Genomic DNA, 18,528 nt, shown 5'->3' on the forward strand with positions numbered 1-18,528 from the left:
TACCTTGGAGACATCGACGCCGGAGAGGATGATCCGATGACCGCCGATCTGCCCGCCTCCGCCCGTCCGCGCCACCTCGCCGTCGCTCCCGTCGTCACTCCTGTCGACGCCGGGGCCCGCGACGCGGACGCCGCCGCAGGGGGTTCCGCGGTCGCCGTCGTCGGATCCGACCGCCCGTCCGACCTGCCCGCCGACCGGTTCCTGGACCGCGAGGGAAGCTGGCTCGCGTTCAACGAACGTGTCCTCGAACTCGCCGAGGACCCCGCGACGCCGCTGCTGGAGCGGGCCCGGTTCCTGGCCATCTTCGCGTCGAACCTGGACGAGTTCTTCATGGTCCGGGTGGCCGGCCTCAAGCGCCGCATAGCCACCGGCATGGCCGTGCGCGCGGCCAGCGGCCTCCAGCCCCGCGAAGTGCTGGAGAACATCTGGTCCCGCAGCCGCGCCCTCATGGCGCGACACGCGACCTGCTTCCACCACGACGTGCTGCCCGCGCTCGCCGACTCCGACATCGAGCTGCTGCGCTGGGACGACCTGACCGAGGGCGAGCACCAGTCGCTCTACACGCTCTTCCGCGAGCGGATCTTCCCGGTGCTGACCCCGCTGGCCGTCGACCCCGCGCACCCGTTCCCCTACATTTCCGGCCTGTCGCTGAACCTGGCCGTGGTCGTGCGCAACCCGCGCTCCGGCAACCAGCACTTCGCGCGCGTCAAGGTGCCGCCGCTGCTGCAGCGTTTCATCGAGGTCTCCCCCGCCCGGTTCGTGCCGCTGGAAGACGTCATCGCCGCACACTTGGGCGATTTGTTCCCCGGTATGGAGATCCTCGGCCGACACGCCTTCCGGGTCACCCGCAACGAGGACCTGGAAGTCGAGGAGGACGACGCCGAGAACCTGCTCCAGGCCCTGGAGCGGGAACTCATGCGCCGCCGCTTCGGCCCGCCGGTGCGCCTGGAGGTCGAGGAAACCATCGATCCGATGGTCCTCGACCTGCTCGTCCGCGAACTCGGCATCGCGGAGAAGGAGGTCTACCCGTTGTCCGCGCCGCTCGACCTGACCGGGCTGCACGCGATCGCCGACCTGGACCGCCCCGAGCTGAAGTACCGCAAGTTCGTCGCGGGCACCCACCGCGACCTGGCCGAGGTGGAGACCGCGCACTCCGCCGACGTGTTCTCCGCGATGCGGCGCCGCGACGTGCTGGTGCACCACCCCTACGACTCGTTCGCGACGTCGGTGCAGGCCTTCCTCGAGCAGGCCGCCGCCGATCCGCAGGTCCTGGCCATCAAGCAGACCCTGTACCGCACCTCCGGCGACTCGCCGATCGTGGACGCGCTCATCGACGCCGCCGAGTCCGGCAAGCAGGTCCTCGTCCTCGTCGAACTCAAAGCCCGCTTCGACGAGAGCGCCAACATCGAATGGGCCCGCAAGCTGGAGCAGGCAGGCTGCCACGTCGTGCACGGCGTCGTCGGCCTCAAGACGCACTGCAAGCTGTCGCTCGTCGTCCGGCAGGAAGGCGACACGCTGCGCCGTTACTGCCACATAGGCACGGGCAACTACAACCCGAAGACCGCACGCCTGTACGAGGACATGGGTCTGCTCACCGTCGACCCGCAGGTCGGCGAGGACCTGTCGAACCTGTTCAACCGGCTGTCCGGGTACTCGCGCGCGCAGACGTTCCGGCGGCTGCTCGTCGCGCCCCACTCGCTGCGCAACGGCCTCGTCGAACGCATCGAGCGGGAGATCGCCAACCAGGAGAAGGGCGATCCCGCGTACATCCGGCTCAAGTCGAACTCGATAGTCGACGAGACCGTGATCGATGCCCTCTACCGGGCCTCGCAGGCGGGTGTGCCGGTCGACCTGTGGATCCGCGGCATATGCGCGCTGCGGCCGGGAGTACGCGGGCTGTCGGAGAACATCCGGGTGCGCAGCATCCTGGGCCGCTTCCTGGAGCACTCGCGGGTCTGGGTGTTCGCGAACGGCGGAGAGCCCGAAGTGTGGATCGGTTCGGCGGATTTGATGCACCGGAACCTTGACCGGCGGGTCGAGGCCGCGGTACGTCTGAGCGGCCGGCACCGGGACCAGATCGCCGAATTCGTCGACCTCGGAATGAGCGCCGAGACCGCGTCGTGGCACCTCGGCCCCGATGGGACGTGGACGCGGCACGCCACGGCCCCCGACGGCACCGTGCTGCGGGACGTACAGGAGCACCTCATCGAACTGAGGAGGCGGCGGCGTGGGCCGGAGTGAACGGCGGACCAAGGCGGACGGCGGCACGGCGGACCCCGGCGGCACGGCGGCGGAACCCCAGGTTCCGCGCCCGCGGGCGCACAAAGACGGCACGGACGCCGGCACCACCGGCACCACCGGCAAGGCCGGCAAAAGGGGCGGCACGAAGGTGCGTACCGCAGGCGACGTCCTCATGGACCATCTCTCCGGCGAAGCGGCCGCCTTCCTCGACCAGGCCCCGCGGCTGCGCGACGGCGGCGAGGACGCGGCCCACCAGATGCGCGTGGCGGCCCGCCGCATGCGCAGCGCGCTGCGCACCTGCACGTCGCTGGTCGACCCGGACCCGGCGGCGGCACTGTCCGCCGATCTGCGGTGGGCGGCCGACTGCCTGTCCGGCGAACGCGACAACGAAGTCCTGCTGGCCCGGCTGCTCGACGGCATCGACCAGCTGCCGCCGCGGCCGGGCACCCCGCGGGCCCGCGGCGCGATCGAACGGCGCCTGCGCAGCGGGCTGGCCGCCGGGCACACCACCGCGTTGCGGACGCTCGACTCCCCCGATTTCTCGCAGCTCGCCGCCCGGCTCGCCGAGCCGCGGCTGCGGCTGACGCTGACCGCGCAGGCCGCCGAGCCCGCCGCGCAGGCCGTCCCGGCGCTCGCCGCGAAGGCCTTCGGCAAGCTGGCGAAGCAGGCCGCCAAGCTGCCGCTGGACGCCGCGGCGGTGCCGTACGGGCATCCCGTGCCGCTGGCCGACGACGACGACCACGCCTGGCACCGCGTGCGCATCCTCGGCAAGCGCGCCCGGTATGCCGCGGACCTGTGCGTGCCGGAGTTCGGCGCCCCGGCCAAGCGGCTCGCCAAGCGGATGAAGGCCGTCACCGAGTCCCTCGGCACCCATCAGGACGCCGCGCTCGCCGCCGCGGTGGCGCGCGACCTCGCGGCGTCGCCGCGGCTGGGCGGTGCGGCGGCGTTCGTGCTCGGCGAGCTGCACGTGCTCCAGCGCTTCGCAATCGCCGAAGCGCGGTACACGTTCGCGACGCTTTGGCCGGAGCTGCGCGACGGGCTCGACGAGGTGGAGCGGTGGGGCGCCTAGCGTTCTCCGGCTGGTTCGGCGGCCCGCGCCCGCGCGCGGCGCCCGCGGACCCCGTCGACAAGCTGCGCGTCCCGGTCCGGGCCGCGGGCGCGGTGCTGTGGCGGCGCGCGGAGGGACCCGGGGCGTCGGGGGTCGAAGTGGCGTTGGTCCACCGCCCGAAGTACGACGACTGGTCGCTGCCCAAGGGGAAGATCGAGCCGGGCGAGCACGCGACCGTCGCCGCGGTGCGCGAGGTGCTGGAGGAGACCGGGTTCGACGCGGTGCTGGGCCGCGAGCTGGGCGTGCAGTCGTACGCGGTGAAGGACCGGCTCAAACTCGTGCGGTACTGGGCGGCGGAGGCGCGCGGCGGGCGGTTCGCGGCGAACCGCGAGGTGGATCGCATCGCGTGGCTGCCGCCGGACGACGTCGCGACGCTCATGACGCACGGGCGCGATGCCAAGCTGGCCCCCGAGCTGACTTCGGGGCCGTACGCCACGGTCCCCGTGATCGTGCTGCGCCATTGCGGCGCGGTGGCGCGCGGCGGCGAGTGGGACCGCGACGCGGACCGGCCGCTGACCGCGGCGGGCCGGATGCAGGCCGAGCGGCTGGCCGGGATCCTCGCGGCGTTCGGCCGGGCGGCGGTGCTCAGCTCGCCGTCGCTGCGCTGCCTGGAGACGGTCGACCCGTACTGCCGCACGACGGGGACCGCGGTCGAAGTGGTGCCCGCGCTGTCCGAGGACGGGCACGCCGACCGGGCGTCGGCGGCGGGCGACCTGATCCGCCATCTCGTAGCGGACGGCAGCCCGGTGGTGGTGTGCTCGCATCGGCCGGTGCTCCCCGCGCTGCTGGGCGCGGCCGGGCACGCGGCGCAGCCCGGGCGGAGCCGGGGCGAGCTGCTGCTGCCCGGGGAGTTCGTCGTCCTGCACACCGCGGGCGGCACGGTGGCGGCGGCCGATCGTCACGCCCCGTATCCGATCGAGGGGTAAACCCCGGGGTGCGCCGGGCGCGGTCAAGAAACGGACACAGGGGGCGGAACGCGCGGCTCCGCGTTGGTGAACGCCTCGTGAACCCCGATCGACATCCGCGGGAAAGTCGCAGGTCAGCGGCTCGCCGCCGGGAAATCACGGCAACAAACCGGACAGTGGGCGCGGAGTCTGATGGCCCGCCTGTGTTCACGCCGGGTTCACTTTCTCCCGCCGTTTGCTTCACGCAGTCGACTTAACGTCGGCATCGACGGTGACCAACGGGTCATCGCCCGAAGCTCAGGAAGCAACCGGAAGGAACAGCCGTGACCACTCGGCCCCGACTCGCTCGGCGCAGCACCGCGTTCGCCGCGATAGCCGTCGCCGGCGCGCTCACGCTCACCGCCTGCGGCTCCGACGACAACAGCAGCGGCACGAAGTCCAACTCGGACTCGCCGTCGTCCGCGTCGGGCAGCGGCGGCGGCTCCGCAGCTCCGGCGGCCAAGCTCGACTGCGCCTCGGGGACGCTCGCCGCTGCCGGTTCGAGCGCCCAGAAGAACGCCATGGACGAGTGGATCAAGCGCTACCAGCAGAAGTGCTCGGGCACCACCGTCAACTACAACTCGAACGGCTCGGGCGCGGGCCGCCAGGCCTTCTTCGACGGCCAGGTCAACCTCGCGGGCTCCGACTCGGCGCTCAAGGACGACGAGGCGCCGAAGGCCGCCGCGGCCTGCAAGACCGGCAGCGCGATCAACCTGCCGATGGTGACCGGCCCGATCGCCGTCGCCTACAACGTCTCCGGCGTCAAGGACCTGGTCCTGGACGCGAAGACGATCGCGGGCATCTTCAACGGCTCGATCAAGACCTGGGACGCCGCCGAGATCAAGGCGCTGAACCCGAGCGCGCAGCTGCCGTCCAGCCCGATCCAGACAGTGCACCGCTCCGACAAGTCGGGCACCACCGAGAACTTCACCAAGTACCTGAAGGCGGCCTCGGGCGGCGTGTGGACCCCCGAAGCGGCGCAGGACTGGCCGACCCAGGACGGGCAGAGCGCCAAGGGCAGCGAGGGCGTCGCCGGCGTCGTCAAGCAGACCAACGGCGCCATCGGCTACATGGAGACCTCCTTCGCGGAGAACAACTCCCTGGGCATCGCACAGATCAACACCGGCGCCTCCAAGCCGGTCGAGCTGACCCCGGAGGCCGCGGGCAAGGCCGTCGCCGCCGCGAAGATCACCGGCCAGGGCAACGACCTGAAGCTCCAGCTCGACTACGCGACCAAGGCCGAGGGCGCGTACCCGATCCTCCTGGTCACCTACGAGATCGTGTGCGAGAAGGGCACCCCCGCGGACAAGCTGCCGCTGGTGAAGTCCTTCCTCACCTACACCTCCAGTGACGAGGGCCAGGCGATCCTCAAGGACAACGGCTACGCGCCGCTGCCCGCCGAGATCGCCGGCAAGGTCCGCACCGCCGTCGCGTCGCTGTCCTGACGGCCTCGCCGACACAGCCAGTACCACCTGACCCGATCGACTCGATCGACAGTCACGGAGAAGAGATGTCCACCTCCACCACACCGGAGTCGCGCGACAAGCAGCGCGGCTCCGGCCCCGGCCGGGCGGCTGCCGCGCCCGGCGCGGCCCCGAAGCCGAACAAGACCCAAGTACGGCTCGGCGACCGGCTGTTCCTCGGCTCGTCGCGCGGCGCGGGAATCCTGCTGCTGGTGATCATGGCCGCGATCGCGGTCTTCCTGGTCGTCAAAGCGATCGACGCACTCGGCAAGAACCACGGGAACTTCCTCACCGACTCCACGTGGATCACCGACGGCGCCAAGCCGAGCTTCGGCGTCGCGGGCCTGGTGACCGGCACGGTCATCAGCGCGGGCATCGCGATGCTCGTCGCGGTGCCGGTCGCGGTGGGGGTGGCGCTCTTCATCACGCATTACGCGCCCCGGCGCGTGGCACAGACCCTCGGCTACATCATCGACCTGCTCGCCGCGGTGCCCAGCGTGGTCTTCGGCCTGTGGGGCCTGGTGTTCCTGTCGCCGAAGCTCATCGACCTGCACATGTGGCTGAGCGACTACCTCGGCTGGATCCCGATCTTCCACAAGGACGAGACGGGCGAGACCGCCCGCACCTTGTTCACCTGCGGGATCATCCTGGCGATCATGGTGCTGCCGATCATCGCCGCGGTCACCCGCGAGGTCTTCCTCCAGGTGCCGCGCGCCCACGAGGAAGCCGCGCTGGCCCTCGGCGCCACCCGCTGGGAGATGATCCGCACCGCGGTCCTGCCGTTCGGCAAGCCGGGCATCATCTCGGCGTCGATGCTCGGCCTCGGCCGCGCACTCGGCGAGACGATCGCCGTCGCCATGGTGCTGTCGTCGAGCCAGGAGGTCGTGTACCAAATCCTCGATCCCAAGGGGAACACGATCGCCGCGAACATCGCGAACCAGTTCGGCGAATCCAACGAACTCGGCCGGGGCGCACTCATCGCCTCCGGCCTCGTGCTGTTCCTGCTGACCCTCCTCGTCAACGGCGCCGCGCGGATCGTCATCAACCGGCACAAGGAGTTCTCGGGGGCCAACGCATGACCACCGTCGTCACCGAAAAGGTGCCCGCCCCCGCGGAGTCCGGCCCGCTGCTGCTGACCCGCCGCACCATGCCGCGCTGGATCCCGTGGGCGATCGGCGCGGCCGCGGTCGGCCTGGGCGTGCTCACCAAGGCCCTCAAGGACAACTGGGCACTCGGCGCCTTCTACGCGGGCCTGTTCTTCATCGTCGCGGTCACCGTCGCCTCGTGGCGCCTGGAAGACGGCCGCCGGGCGAAGGACCGCTTCGCGACCAGCCTGGTCTCCACCGCGTTCGTGCTCGCGATCGTGCCGCTGGTGTCGATCCTCGGCTACACGGTCATGAAGGGCACCGAGAAGCTCTCGCCCTACTTCCTGTCGCACTCGATGCGCGGCGTCGGTCCGCGCGACGACACCGGCGGCATCTACCACGCGATCATCGGCACGCTGGAACAGGTCGGCCTCGCCACCCTGTTCGCCGTGCCGATCGGCCTGCTCACCGCGATCTACCTGGTCGAGTACGGCCGCGGCCGGCTCGCCAAGACGATCACCTTCTTCGTCGACGTCATGACCGGCGTCCCGTCGATCGTGGCCGGCCTGTTCGTGTACGCCTTCTGGATCATGATGCTCGGGTTCGAGCAGGCCGGCTTCGCCGGTTCGCTCGCGCTGCTCATCCTCATGCTGCCGACCGTCGTGCGGTCCGCCGAGGAGATGCTCAAGCTCGTCCCGAACGACCTGCGCGAAGCCAGCCTGGCGCTCGGCGTGCCGAAGTGGCGCACCGTCCTCAAGGTCGTCCTGCCGACCGCGCTCGGCGGCATCATCACCGGCGTCATGCTGGCGATCGCCCGCGTCATCGGCGAGACCGCGCCGCTGCTCCTGCTGGTCGGCGCGTCGCAGTCGATCAACAGCGACCCGTTCAACGGGTGGCAGAGCGCCCTTCCGCTCTACGTGTTCGACCAGAACCACGCCGGCAACAAGTTCTCGCCCGACCGGGCCTGGGCCGCGGCGCTGACGCTGATCGTCATCGTCATGGTGCTGAACCTGGCCGCGCGTCTGATCGCCCGCTGGAAGGCCCCGAAGGCAGGACGTTGACGATGGCGACCACGCGTATCCCGCACCCGCAGACCGCAGACTCCCGCACAGCACTTCCGACCCCGGGCCGCGGCGCCCGCGACGAGGCCCCCGAGGCAGGCATGACCAAGCGCATCGAAATCACCGGACTCAACGCGTACTACGGCGCCCACCGGGCCGTCGAGGACATCGCGATGACCATCGAGCCGCGCACGGTCACGGCGTTCATCGGCCCGTCCGGCTGCGGCAAGTCGACCTTCATCCGCACCCTGAACCGCATGCACGAACTCGTGCCCGGCGCGCGCGTGGAGGGCTCGGTCAAGCTCGACGGCCAGGACCTCTACAGCCCCGAGGTCGACCCGGTCGCGGTGCGCCGCACCGTCGGCATGGTGTTCCAGCGCGCGAACCCGTTCCCGACGATGTCGATCTACGAGAACGTCGCGGCCGGCCTGCGCCTCAACGGCACCAAGAAGAAGGTCGACCTCGACGCCGTCGTGGAGCGCTCGCTGCGCGGCGCCAACCTGTGGAACGAGGTCAAGGACCGCCTCAACAAGCCGGGTTCCGGCCTGTCCGGCGGCCAGCAGCAGCGGCTGTGCATCGCGCGCGCGATCGCCGTCGAGCCGCAGGTGCTGCTGATGGACGAGCCGTGCTCGGCGCTCGACCCGATCTCGACGCTGGCGATCGAGGACCTGATCGCGCTGCTCAAGGAGCGGTACACGATCGTCATCGTCACGCACAACATGCAGCAGGCGGCGCGCGTGAGCGACCGCACCGCGTTCTTCAACCTCGCCGGTCCGGGGCAGCCGGGCCGCCTGGTGGAGATCGGCGACACCGAGAAGATCTTCTCGGCGCCCGAGGTCGAGGCGACCGCCGACTACATCGCCGGCCGCTTCGGCTGAGCACGGACCGGACGACCCGGCGGGACAAGCTGGTGGACGCGGAACGGGCGGTTCCCCTCGACAGTGCGAGGGGAACCGCCCGTTCCGTCTCCAAGAGGCCCGGATCAGAGCACGATGGCGTGCAGGATCCAGTAGGACACCGCGGCGACGATCGCCGCGGCCGGTATGGTCAGCAGCCACGCCGTCACGATGTTGCCGGCGACGCCCCACCGCACGGCGGACAGCCGCTTGGTGGCGCCGACGCCGAGGATCGACGACGTGATGGTGTGCGTGGTCGACACCGGGGCCTGGTAGGCGATGCCCGCGACGTACAGGACGCCGGCCGCGGTGCTCTCCGCGGCGAACCCGCGCGGCGGGTCCAGTTCGATCACCTTGCGGCCGAGGGTGCGCATGATGCGCCACCCGCCCGCGTACGTGCCCGCGCTGATCGCCATGGCGGCGGACACGGTCACCCACGCCGGCACGTCGTCGCCGGTGTGGTAGCCGCCGACGACCAGTGCCATGACGATGATGCCCATCGTCTTCTGGGCGTCCTGCAGACCGTGGCCGAACGCCATCGCGGCGGCGGACAGGGTCTGCGCCATGCGGAAACCGCGGGTCACCTTGTGCGGGTTCCGTTTCCGGAAGATCCACAGGATGGCGACCATCAGCAAGTACGCGATGCCGAAGCCGAGGATCGGCGACACGATCATCGGGATGACGACCTTGTCCCAGACGCCGTCCCACTTGACGGTCTGCGACGCGGCGAGCGCGGCGCCGACCAGGCCGCCGATGAGAGCGTGCGTGGAGGACGAGGGAAGACCGAAGTACCAGGTGATGAGGTTCCAGGTGATCGCGCCGAAGAGTGCCGCGGCGACTATCACCAGGCCCTGGTTGCCCTTGGGCGCGTCGATGATGCCGCTGCCCACGGTTTTTGCGACACCGTGCCCCATGAAGGCCCCGGCGAGGTTCATCACGGCGGCCATGGCCAGCGCGGCCCGGGGCGTGAGCGCCCGGGTCGACACCGAGGTGGCGATGGCGTTTGCCGCGTCGTGGAACCCATTCGTGTAGTCGAACGCCAGGGCGATCAAAATGATCGCGATGGTGCTCAACAGGACGAGATCCACCGGTCAGGACTCCTTGACCGTGATGGTCTCGATGGTGTTCGCGACGTGCTCGAACCCGTCGGCGGCCTCTTCGAGGGCGTCGACGATGCCCTTGAGCTTCAGCACCGTCAGCGCGTCGTACTTGCCGCTGAACAGGTGCGCGAGGAGCTTGCGGTGGACCTGGTCGGCCTGGTTCTCCAGGCGGTTGACCTCGATCCAGTACTCGGTCAGGTCCTTCATGGTGCGCAGCTTGGGCATCGCCTCGGCGGTCAGCTCGGCGGCCCGGACGAGGACCTCGATCTGGTCGGCGATCTGCGGCGGCAGTTCGTCCAGCTGGTACAGCACGACGAGGTCGACGGCCTCGTCCATGTAGTCCATGACGTCGTCGAGCTGCGAGGCCAGGGTGTAGATGTCCTCGCGGTCGAACGGGGTGATGAACGACGAGTTCAGCTGGCGCAGGATCGCGTGGGTCGCGTCGTCGCCGGCGTGTTCGGCCGCGCGCATCCGTTCGGCAATCTCCGGCCGTGCGGAGACCTCGGCGCCGAGCAGCTCGGTCAGGAGCTTGGATGCGGTGACCAGGTTGTCCGCCGCGGTGGCGAACATGTCGTAGAAGCTCGTCTCCCTGGGGGTCAGACGCAATCGCACAGAGATCTCCGGGATGAGGAATGCGGTCCTGACGATGCTAGGCGCTCGTCACTGGCGTAATACAAACCGGGGGACGGCCGGCCGAGGCCGCACCGCTCCGGCTTGTACCCGGGCGTAACAGGGCACACGCGCACCGCGACGGCCGGCCCTGATGTCCGGAGGGCCGCCGGAACCGCGCGGGCCGGCCCAGAGGCCGGACGGCGCGGCGGATGCGGCCATTCCGGGCGGATGGGTGCCCGTCGCACAGAGAAGAGTAGGGCGCGCGGGACGATCCGGTTCGCGGAGTTCCGCTTCGACGACCGGTGTTGCCCATGTCACACCCGATCACTTTGTCGGCATGACGCCCCCGGGGCGGCCGAGAGAGCCGCCGAATGCTTGCCGAAAATACCCCCCGGGGGTAAATTTGGAGCATGGACACCACGCAGGCCGAGACGCCCGGCACCACCGCAGCCACCACCGCAGCCACCCCCGCCGACGCCCCCTCGAGCGCGCACGCGGGCCACGACCACGCAGGCCACGGCCATGGCGGCCACGGCTACAGCGCACGGAAGGACGAGCACCTCAAGCGGCTGCGCCGCATCGAGGGCCAGGTCCGCGGGCTCCAGCGGATGGTCTCCGAGGACGAGTACTGCATCGACGTCCTCACCCAGGTCTCCGCGGCCACCAAGGCGCTGCAGGCCTTCGCCCTGAGCATGCTCGAAGAGCACCTCGCCCATTGTGTCGCACACGCGGTCGAACAGGGCGGACCGGAAGCGGACGCCAAGGTGAAGGAGGCTTCGCAGGCGATCGCGCGGCTGGTGCGGAGCTGAGGGCGGGACGGCCCGGTCCGGGGGTGCCCAGCGAAGACGGGCGGGCCTCGGGCCCGGTGTCGGCCTCGGTGGCGACGCCGGGACGGGAGTAGTCCGGCGGCGCGGCCGAGGTGCGATGCTGCGGCCGGGTAGGGCTGTCCACGGGCGAAATTCGGCCACCGCAGGGCGTGCGGGAAGCGGGTTGTCGAGCAGGGCGGCGGCCCCGGTCGGCATGGGGAGGCTGCGTCAGGCGGCCCTCCGTGTGGGGGTCGCCCGCGTGTCTCCTACGCGTCATAAGCAGTCGATCTGGGCGATTCCGGATACCCGGCGATGCGAGGGGTAGTCGGCGATTGGTGGTGGCCACCGTCGGCCGGTCCGGCGGGCGAGTGCGCGGCCGGATGTTCCGTGTGGCCGGAACTCGTCGGTGCCGGGGACTCGGGCAGGTCCGGCATGCGGGGCCGGCAAATGGCGGGGTCGGCTCGGCGGCGAGCCTTCGGCGGTCGACCGGGCAGGCGCACCGGAGGGTGTCCGCGGTCGGGTCAGTCCTCGGTCGGGTGGGCCGGGGTCGGCCAAGGGGCCGACTGGGGAGCGGCGATGCCGAGGACGGCGTCGATTTCCGCCTGGGTGAGCGGGCCTTCGCTCTGGGACGCGGCGATGATCAGGTCGCCGTACAGCTCGATCTCGTCGAAGACCACCAGGTCGTGCAGTCGCACATCAGAGAACGGTGTCACCCACACCACCTCCTTGGCTGCCGCGGGCGGGGCAGGGACGCCCGCCCGGCCGGGCGCACCCAGCCTAGGGGCGCCCGAAGGGCGTGCGCATGACACGCATGGGCCATTTGCGCACCGCCCGCTCCCGCGGGGCGCGGCCGTCATCGGGGCGGCGCGCGACCGGCGCGCGGAGTGGTGCGGTGCGGCCGCCGCGCCGCGTTCGCGCCGGTGCGCGGGTCGGGCGGGGCCGTCCGGCCACGATACGGGGCCGGTGGGTGCGGCGTTCGGATTTCCGGTGGCGGCGTCCGAGGACGCCGACGGGGCGGGCCGAGGATCCGGCCCGCCCCGCGCGGGTGGGTCAGCGCTTGCGGGTCGGCGACGCGGTGGGCGACGCGCTGCCCGACGCGGACGGCGAGGCCGGCGCCGCCGGGCTCGCCGGGGCGCCCGCGGGCGGCGTCGCCGCGCCGTCGGCCACGTACAGCTCGTCGGGGCGCGGCGGCTGCACCTGCACCGGGACGCCGAAGTCGTACAGCTCGGCGGCCGAGACGACCTTCGCGGTGCGCTCCGCCTTGCCACCCGAACCGCCGGACGCCAGGTTGAACTCCTCCTGCACCTTGCGCAGCCGGCCCTGTGCGTCCAGCAGTACCTCGAACGGAATCGTCGGGCTGGCAAAGCTCTTCAGCGCGGCGGCGAGCGGGGCGCGCTGGTTCTCCGGCGACAGATCGTGCGCCTTGCGGATGTCGAGCGTGCCGGTGTACTTCCGGACGTCGTCGGCGCCCAGCTTCTCCGTCCCGGCCAGCACCACATCGTCGTTGACGCCGCGCAGTATTTCGAACGACGTCGTCGGGTCGGCGCTGCCGCCGCTGATGAGGTTGCCGTCGGCCAGGCCGCGCACCTCGATCCGGACCCACTTGTCGGCGGGCACGCCCGGCGTCGCGTTCTTCATATACAGCGCCTCGGGCGTGACGACTTCCTGGAGCGGACCGGTCAGGCCGGAGTCCTTCGGGACGTCCAGGCTCACCGTGCCGACCCGGCGGCGGTAGTCGAACAGGCCCTGGCCGGTGAGGGTGACGGTGCGGTCGCCGGACGTCATGGTCATCGTGGTGCGGGTCCGCGAACTGCCCGCGTCCACGGTCGTGGCGGTGGCGGCGCGCACCGCGGCGACCGCTTCGGGCTGTCCCGCGGACGCCGGCTTGGCTCCGCCGCCCGCCCCGCAGCCGGTCAGCACCAGGGCACCCGCGCACGCACCGGTCAGCACGATCCGGAACTTCATCCCACGACTCCCGCTGGAGGTCCTCGGTCGGCCCCGTCGGCCGCGCGGACGCGGGCATCGCAGCCGCGCCACCGCTCAAGGTGAGGAACGAGCGGGTGGGCGCCGGGTCACGGGGCGCCGAACGGTTTTTCCGGGAATCCGGGAGCGGGCCTCTCCGCGAACGGGCCCGGCGCGGTGACGGATTCGGCGTGCTCGGCGGCGGCCTCTTCGGGCTCCATGCGGCGCGACCACGCCAGGTGACGCTCCATCAGCACAGCGGCGCCGTCCGGGTCGCGGGCCTCGATGAGGTCGAGCAGGTCGTGGTGGTCGTGCGCGGTGCGGCTCAGTTCGCCGCGCTCGACGAGCGGGCGGAGGCGGTAGAGCCGGGCCTGCGACCGCAGTTCGAGGACGATGCGGACCAGGCGGGCGTTGCCGGAGAGTTCCAGCAGGCTGGTGTGGAAACGCTGGTCGGCGAGGACGTAGCCGAGGACGTCGCCGTGCTTGACGGCCTCGGCCACGTCGTCGGCGAGGGCCCGCAGGGCGGGCAGCGCGTCGGCGCAGCCGTCGCGCGCGAGGTCGGCGACGGTGGGGACTTCGAGGAGCCGGCGCAAGCGGTGGATCTCGTCGGCGTCGCGCGCGGAGAGCGCGCGGACCCGGAATCCCTTGTTGCGCACGGGTTCGACGAGCCCGTCCTTCGCCAAGTCGAGTAATGCCTCGCGGACCGGCGTCGCGGAGACGCCGAACCGGGCGGCAAGGCCGGGAGCGGAGTAGACGACACCGGGCCGCATTTCGCCGGCGACCAGCGCCGCGCGGATCGCCCGGGCGACCTGCTCGCGCAGACTCAGCCGCTCCCCCAAGCGGCCTTTGCCGCCCTCCGATCCGGTTTCCGCCGCCGGCTCGTCCATCCCGCTTCACGTCCCTCCGTGGCCTCCCCGACCGTATCCAAGTTCGCCCGGACGGCGCAGCTTGGCGGACGGCCGACAGCGGGGCGCGGACGCGGTGTTCGGCGAAAAGCCGTCAGCCCCGTCCCGCCCGGCGCCGCGCCACTCCGGTCGTCACCGCCCCCGCCGTCAGCAGCGCGCCCGCCACCGCGACGTACGGCCATGTCGGCGTCCCGCTGTCCCCGGTGTGCGCCAGTTCCGGACCGGCCGCCGCCTGCGGCGCCGCCGTCGCGGCGGCCGGCTTGCCCGCCGGAGCCGTGGTCGCGGGCGCCGACGTCGCCGCGCGCGCCGTCGGCGTCGCCGAGGCCGACGTCGGGCACGGCTTCGCCCCCAGCGTCAGGGTGACCGGCGCGCCGCTGTTCGGCAGCAAGTGGAGTTCGACGGCGACCGCCTGCCCGGGGTGCTGGGTGCCGAAGCCGATCCACCCGAGCGGCCCGAGGTCGAGCGTGGGCAGACCGGTGAGCTTCGCCTCGATGCCGATGGTGTGCAGGGCGTCCACCGCGGCGGCGGTCAGGGCGCCGCGTTCGCCGCAGGTGGGCTGGAGGAGTTGCAGGTCGACGACGTCGCGCAGGGTCGTCTGGACGCGGTCGGCGGTGGCCGCGGGCGGAGTGGCGGTGGCGGCGGGCGCGGTAGCGGCGGCCGCGGCGGGACCGGCGGCGAGCAGCGCCGCGGCGCAGGTCACGGGAGCGAGCAGGGCGCGGATGGACGGACGGACAGACACAGGGGACCCCTCGTGGTAGCACAACGCGTCCCGCGGGACGGCGGGCACGCGGAAACAAGCCCGGCGCGGCGCGGAGGGGTGACGCCTGGACCCGATGACGGATCACCGCCGAACGGGACGAGTCTGGCAGGAGGGACGGGTGGGGCGGGCGGGAACCGCAAAAAACGACCGACCCGGCCGGAAACCGGCCGGGTCGGCGCAAACGGTCGTCGACGTGCTCAGGCGGCCACCAGCGGCCGCAGCGGCGTGCGTTCCAACCGGCGGACCAGCGGCAGCAATGCGCGCAGCGCGAGCGGCGACAGCGCCAGCGCGACGAGCGCGCCGAGCGCGAAGCCGCCGATGACGTCCGTCGGGTAGTGCACGCCGACGTACAGCCGGGCGAGGCCCTGCAGCACCGCGACGAGCACCGCCACGGCGCCGAGCTTCCGGTCGACCAGGAGCAGCGCCACCGCGATGGACATGGTGAGCAGCGCGTGGTCGGACGCGAACGACGGGTCGTCCTTGCCTTCCACGAGCACGTGGATCTCCGCGGGATGCGTGACGAACGGCCGCGGCCGGTCCACCCAGTCGCGCAGCGGCATGTTGGCCAGCTCCGCGATCAGCGCGGCGATCGGCGCCCACAGCACGCCCGCGACCGCCACGTCGTGGTCGGGCCGCTTGCGGGCCCGGAACCAGGCGAGGCCGACGATCAGCCCGAGCACCGCGAGCAGGCCGAACTCGCCGAGGAACTCCATCGCACCGTGCGCCCAGGACGTGTCGTCGGCGAACCCGTTGACGCCCTTGAGGACGTCGAGGTCGACGTTGTCGGCGGCGAGCGGCGGCGCGGAGCCGGCGGCGGGCAGGGCGTACACGGTCACGCGGGATACCTCCGGGAAGTTCGTCCTCGAATGTTCACGTCCGGGAGTATCCGTGTGGTTCCCGGACGTGACGGAATCCCCCGCAATTCCCCGCTCTTCCCCCCGGACGAGCGAATCCCGTCAGCGGCCCTTCTCGTACGCGGCCACCACCTCGTCGGTCGGCCCGTCGGCGAGGATCGTCCCGTCGTGCAGCCAGATAACCCGGTCGCACGTGTCCCGGATCGACTTCATGCTGTGGCTGACCAGGAACACCGAGCCGGCCTCCGCGCGCAGTTCGCGGATGCGGGCCTCGCTGCGCAGCTGGAACTCGCGGTCGCCGGTGGCGAGCGCCTCGTCGATCATCAGCACGTCGTGCGTCTTGGCCGCGGCGATGGAGAACCGCAGGCGCGCGCCCTGGCCCGAGGAGTAGGTGCGCATCGGGCGGCTGAGGATGCCCGGGCTCATCTTCTCCAGGCCGGAGAACTCGGCGATCTCGGCGTACTTGGCCTGGGCTTCCTCCTGGGACATGCCCATGGCCAGGCAGCCGAGGATGATGTTCCGTTCGCCGGTCAGCTCGTTCATCATCGCGGCGTTGACGCCGAGCAGCGACGGCTGGCCGTCGGTGTAGATCTTGCCCTTGGTGGGCGGCAGGAGGCCCGCGACGCAGCGCAGCAGGGTGCTCTTGCCGGAGCCGTTGCGGCCGATGAGGCCGATCGCCTCGCCGCGGTAGGCGACGAAGCTGACGCCCTTGACCGCGTGCACTTCGGTGATGCCGGTCGCCTTCTTGCGGGCCACGATGCGGGACAGCGCGGAGGTCGCGCTGCCCTTGCCCGCGCCGGCGCCGTGCACGCGGTAGACGAGGTGCACGTCGTCGACGACGACGGTGGGGGCGCTCTCGGCGACCTTCTCGGTCGTCGCGGCGCCGTCCGCGACAGCGGTGTCAGCCACGTCCGTACCTCTCTTCCGCACGCCAGAAGTAGATGAACCCGCCGACGCCGATGACGAGCGCCCAGCCCGCGGCGATCCCCCAGGTGTAGGCCGGGACGCCGGAGTGGCTGTCGATCAGGGCGTCGCGCACCAGCTCGATGTACACCGCGATGGGGTTGAGATCGAGCGCGTGCCGCACCCACGCGGGCGCGTTCTTGGTGAAGTTGTCGATGCTGTAGAAGACGCCCGACGTGTACAGCCATGTCCGCAGGATGAACGGCATGAGCTGGTTGATGTCGGTGACCACCGCGCCGAACCGCGCGACGATCATGCTGAGTCCGACGTTGAACACGAACTGCAGCATCAGCGCCGGGATGACCAGCAGCCACTTGAGCGTCAGCGGCTCGCCCTTGGCCAGCACGATGCCGGACAGCACGACCATCGAGATGAGCAGCTGCTGGAGCTGCACGATGGTGAACGAGATCGGCAGGCTGGCGCGCGGGAAGTGCAGCGCGCGGATCAGGTTGAGCTGGCCGCTGATGGACCGGGTCCCGGCGAGGACCGCGCTCTGCGTGAAGCCGAACACGAATATGCCGGTGACCAGGAAGGCGATGAAGTTCGGGACGCCCTTGTTGGTCTTCAGCATGAGGCCGAAGATCAGGTAGTAGATCGCCGCGTTGAGCAGCGGCGTGAGGATCTGCCAGACCTGGCCGAGCCGGGCGTCGCTGTACGACGCGCGGGTCTTGGCGTTGGCGAACGCGACGATGAAGTGGCGCCGCTGCCAGAGCTGTTTGACGTACGCGCCCAGACCCGGGCGCGCACCGCTGACGGTCAGCCCGTGCCGGGCGGCGAGTTCCGCGAGCGACTGCCCGTCGCCTGGCGGGGAACTCCTCGGGAGAGCGTCGGTCGTTGCGCTGTTGGCCACAATGACACTTTCGATTCGGGCCTTGGGGGCAGGTGGAAGATCAGACGATCGGCGGGCGGCCCAAGCGGGTCATCCGCCAAACGGTTCGCCAGGAAATGGGACGCCGTCCCCCGCAGGAAGCGTTCCAGCCCTCCCGGAAGCCGCCGCGCCACGCCTGCATGGCTTCCTTGGACGGCCGCCGCGCGGTGGTGATCACTATCCAGGTTCCGAGGTACACCGGCACGATCGGCCATGGCAGATTGCGCCGGGCCAGCCACACCCGGTTGCGGGCGTTCATGCGGAAGAACGCCGCGTGCCGGGCCGGGCTGGTGGCCGGGTGTTCCAAGAGGACGTCGGCACGGTACTCGACCTTCCAGCCGGCGTCGATGGCCCGCCATGCCAGGTCGGTTTCCTCGTGCGCGTAGAAGAAGTCGTCGGGCAGGCCGCCGACTTCCCGCAGCACCGCGGCGCGGATCGCGCAGGCGCCGCCGAGGAACGTGGTGGCGGCGCTGGACCGCCCCGGGTCGGAGGCGCGCAGCCGCGGCACGTGCCGGCGCTGCGTTTCGCCGGTGTCCGGGTCGACGATGCGGAAGCTGACGATGCCGAGCTTGGGATCCGCCTCGAACGCCTCGCGCAGCAGGCGCGCGGTCTCCGGGTCCGGGAGCCGGCCGTCGTCGTCCAGGAACAGCACGACGTCGTCGTCGAGTTCCGCGGCGCCGACGTTGCGTCCGGCCGGTATGCCGACGTTCTCGGGAAGTGCGACGGTGCGCACCTTCTCCCCGGCGACCTCGGGGACGGGACCGCCGTTGGCGACCACGACCACGTCTATCGGGGCGCCCTGCTGGGCGGCCACCGAGTCGAGCAGCGCGGACAGCGCGTCGGGCCGGTCGCCCATGGTGAGGACGACCGCGCCCAGCGACACTTCGGGACGTATCTGCG

General features: G+C 71.4%; 18 protein-coding genes and 1 pseudogene. 9 read left to right on the top strand and 10 right to left on the bottom strand.

Annotated features, from left to right (window positions below):
* Nucleotides 1–36: 36 nt before the first annotated feature.
* The 8 genes and pseudogenes from ACPA54_RS12450 to pstB all read left to right on the top strand — a co-directional run bounded on the left by ACPA54_RS12450 (nucleotide 37) and on the right by pstB (nucleotide 8,780).
* Nucleotides 37–2,241: an RNA degradosome polyphosphate kinase gene (locus tag ACPA54_RS12450; protein ID WP_423528928.1), complete on the top strand. Its 2,205-nt coding sequence runs from the start codon at nucleotides 37–39 to the stop codon at nucleotides 2,239–2,241.
* Nucleotides 2,228–3,310 (top strand): CHAD domain-containing protein, encoded by a 1,083-nt coding sequence (locus ACPA54_RS12455; RefSeq protein ID WP_423528930.1) that lies wholly within the window; start codon nucleotides 2,228–2,230, stop codon nucleotides 3,308–3,310. The genes ACPA54_RS12450 and ACPA54_RS12455 overlap by 14 nt, the downstream gene beginning before the upstream one ends.
* A gap of 62 nt (nucleotides 3,311–3,372) precedes the next feature.
* Nucleotides 3,373–3,765 (top strand): annotated as a pseudogene (locus tag ACPA54_RS39045) (NUDIX hydrolase); the annotation flags it as partial.
* A gap of 33 nt (nucleotides 3,766–3,798) precedes the next feature.
* On the top strand, nucleotides 3,799–4,275 hold the full coding sequence (locus ACPA54_RS39050; protein WP_479729424.1) for a SixA phosphatase family protein: 477 nt from the start codon (nucleotides 3,799–3,801) through the stop codon (nucleotides 4,273–4,275).
* Between the two features lie 302 nt (nucleotides 4,276–4,577).
* On the top strand, nucleotides 4,578–5,738 hold the full coding sequence (gene pstS / locus ACPA54_RS12465) for a phosphate ABC transporter substrate-binding protein PstS (protein WP_423528934.1): 1,161 nt from the start codon (nucleotides 4,578–4,580) through the stop codon (nucleotides 5,736–5,738).
* A 65-nt stretch (nucleotides 5,739–5,803) separates the two neighbouring features.
* On the top strand, nucleotides 5,804–6,835 hold the full coding sequence (pstC, locus tag ACPA54_RS12470) for a phosphate ABC transporter permease subunit PstC (RefSeq protein WP_345677183.1): 1,032 nt from the start codon (nucleotides 5,804–5,806) through the stop codon (nucleotides 6,833–6,835).
* Nucleotides 6,832–7,902 (top strand): phosphate ABC transporter permease PstA, encoded by a 1,071-nt coding sequence (pstA, locus tag ACPA54_RS12475; RefSeq protein ID WP_423528936.1) that lies wholly within the window; start codon nucleotides 6,832–6,834, stop codon nucleotides 7,900–7,902. Before pstC ends, pstA begins: the two co-directional genes overlap by 4 nt.
* 101 nt (nucleotides 7,903–8,003) lie before the next feature.
* On the top strand, nucleotides 8,004–8,780 hold the full coding sequence (gene pstB / locus ACPA54_RS12480; RefSeq protein WP_423529023.1) for a phosphate ABC transporter ATP-binding protein PstB: 777 nt from the start codon (nucleotides 8,004–8,006) through the stop codon (nucleotides 8,778–8,780).
* Nucleotides 8,781–8,884: 104 nt separating this feature from the next.
* On the opposite strand, the gene ACPA54_RS12485 is transcribed toward pstB, so the two are convergent.
* Nucleotides 8,885–9,871, bottom strand: a complete 987-nt coding sequence (locus tag ACPA54_RS12485; RefSeq protein ID WP_345677218.1) for an inorganic phosphate transporter — start codon at nucleotides 9,869–9,871, stop codon at nucleotides 8,885–8,887.
* An 18-nt stretch (nucleotides 9,872–9,889) separates the two neighbouring features.
* A complete protein-coding gene (locus ACPA54_RS12490; protein WP_345677184.1) occupies nucleotides 9,890–10,510 on the bottom strand; it encodes a DUF47 domain-containing protein in 621 nt (206 codons plus the stop codon).
* A 410-nt stretch (nucleotides 10,511–10,920) separates the two neighbouring features.
* Here ACPA54_RS12490 and ACPA54_RS12495 point away from each other — a divergent pair, with 410 nt between their 5' ends.
* A complete protein-coding gene (locus ACPA54_RS12495) occupies nucleotides 10,921–11,319 on the top strand; it encodes a metal-sensitive transcriptional regulator (protein WP_423528938.1) in 399 nt (132 codons plus the stop codon).
* A gap of 518 nt (nucleotides 11,320–11,837) precedes the next feature.
* Here the strand turns inward: ACPA54_RS12495 and ACPA54_RS12500 are convergent.
* The 8 genes from ACPA54_RS12500 to ACPA54_RS12535 form a co-directional block, all read right to left on the bottom strand.
* A complete protein-coding gene (locus ACPA54_RS12500; protein WP_345677186.1) occupies nucleotides 11,838–12,029 on the bottom strand; it encodes a hypothetical protein in 192 nt (63 codons plus the stop codon).
* Between the two features lie 337 nt (nucleotides 12,030–12,366).
* On the bottom strand, nucleotides 12,367–13,281 hold the full coding sequence (locus tag ACPA54_RS12505; RefSeq protein ID WP_423528940.1) for an SCO4651 family lipoprotein: 915 nt from the start codon (nucleotides 13,279–13,281) through the stop codon (nucleotides 12,367–12,369).
* Nucleotides 13,282–13,388: 107 nt separating this feature from the next.
* On the bottom strand, nucleotides 13,389–14,165 hold the full coding sequence (locus ACPA54_RS12510; protein WP_423528942.1) for a GntR family transcriptional regulator: 777 nt from the start codon (nucleotides 14,163–14,165) through the stop codon (nucleotides 13,389–13,391).
* A gap of 112 nt (nucleotides 14,166–14,277) precedes the next feature.
* On the bottom strand, nucleotides 14,278–14,922 hold the full coding sequence (locus ACPA54_RS12515; protein WP_423528944.1) for a hypothetical protein: 645 nt from the start codon (nucleotides 14,920–14,922) through the stop codon (nucleotides 14,278–14,280).
* 218 nt (nucleotides 14,923–15,140) lie between these two features.
* On the bottom strand, nucleotides 15,141–15,779 hold the full coding sequence (locus ACPA54_RS12520) for a phosphatase PAP2 family protein (RefSeq protein ID WP_423528946.1): 639 nt from the start codon (nucleotides 15,777–15,779) through the stop codon (nucleotides 15,141–15,143).
* 120 nt (nucleotides 15,780–15,899) lie between these two features.
* Nucleotides 15,900–16,706, bottom strand: a complete 807-nt coding sequence (locus ACPA54_RS12525; RefSeq protein WP_423528948.1) for an ABC transporter ATP-binding protein — start codon at nucleotides 16,704–16,706, stop codon at nucleotides 15,900–15,902.
* The gene (locus ACPA54_RS12530) at nucleotides 16,699–17,610 is read right to left on the bottom strand and encodes an ABC transporter permease (protein ID WP_423528950.1); all 912 of its coding nucleotides are present in this window, start codon (nucleotides 17,608–17,610) and stop codon (nucleotides 16,699–16,701) included. Before ACPA54_RS12530 ends, ACPA54_RS12525 begins: the two co-directional genes overlap by 8 nt.
* Nucleotides 17,611–17,650: 40 nt before the next feature.
* Nucleotides 17,651–18,484, bottom strand: coding sequence for a glycosyltransferase family 2 protein (locus tag ACPA54_RS12535; protein ID WP_423529026.1), 834 nt, complete (start codon nucleotides 18,482–18,484; stop codon nucleotides 17,651–17,653).
* Nucleotides 18,485–18,528 lie beyond the last annotated feature (44 nt).

This window comes from Uniformispora flossi (genome assembly GCF_049534875.1).
GTDB classification, from domain to species: domain Bacteria; phylum Actinomycetota; class Actinomycetes; order Streptomycetales; family Streptomycetaceae; genus Yinghuangia; species Yinghuangia aomiensis.

What these genes read in the sequence shown, in the direction of transcription:
- ACPA54_RS12450 (WP_423528928.1), top strand. Translation starts at nt 37, where the DNA reads ATGACCGCCGATCTGCCCGCCTCCGCCCGTCCGCGCCACCTCGCCGTC.
- pstB (WP_423529023.1), top strand. Translation starts at nt 8,004, where the DNA reads ATGACCAAGCGCATCGAAATCACCGGACTCAACGCGTACTACGGCGCC.
- ACPA54_RS12505 (WP_423528940.1), bottom strand. Translation starts at nt 13,281, where the DNA reads ATGAAGTTCCGGATCGTGCTGACCGGTGCGTGCGCGGGTGCCCTGGTG.
- pstA (WP_423528936.1), top strand. Translation starts at nt 6,832, where the DNA reads ATGACCACCGTCGTCACCGAAAAGGTGCCCGCCCCCGCGGAGTCCGGC.
- ACPA54_RS12535 (WP_423529026.1), bottom strand. Translation starts at nt 18,484, where the DNA reads ATGGGCGACCGGCCCGACGCGCTGTCCGCGCTGCTCGACTCGGTGGCC.
- ACPA54_RS12495 (WP_423528938.1), top strand. Translation starts at nt 10,921, where the DNA reads ATGGACACCACGCAGGCCGAGACGCCCGGCACCACCGCAGCCACCACC.
- ACPA54_RS12510 (WP_423528942.1), bottom strand. Translation starts at nt 14,165, where the DNA reads ATGGACGAGCCGGCGGCGGAAACCGGATCGGAGGGCGGCAAAGGCCGC.
- pstC (WP_345677183.1), top strand. Translation starts at nt 5,804, where the DNA reads ATGTCCACCTCCACCACACCGGAGTCGCGCGACAAGCAGCGCGGCTCC.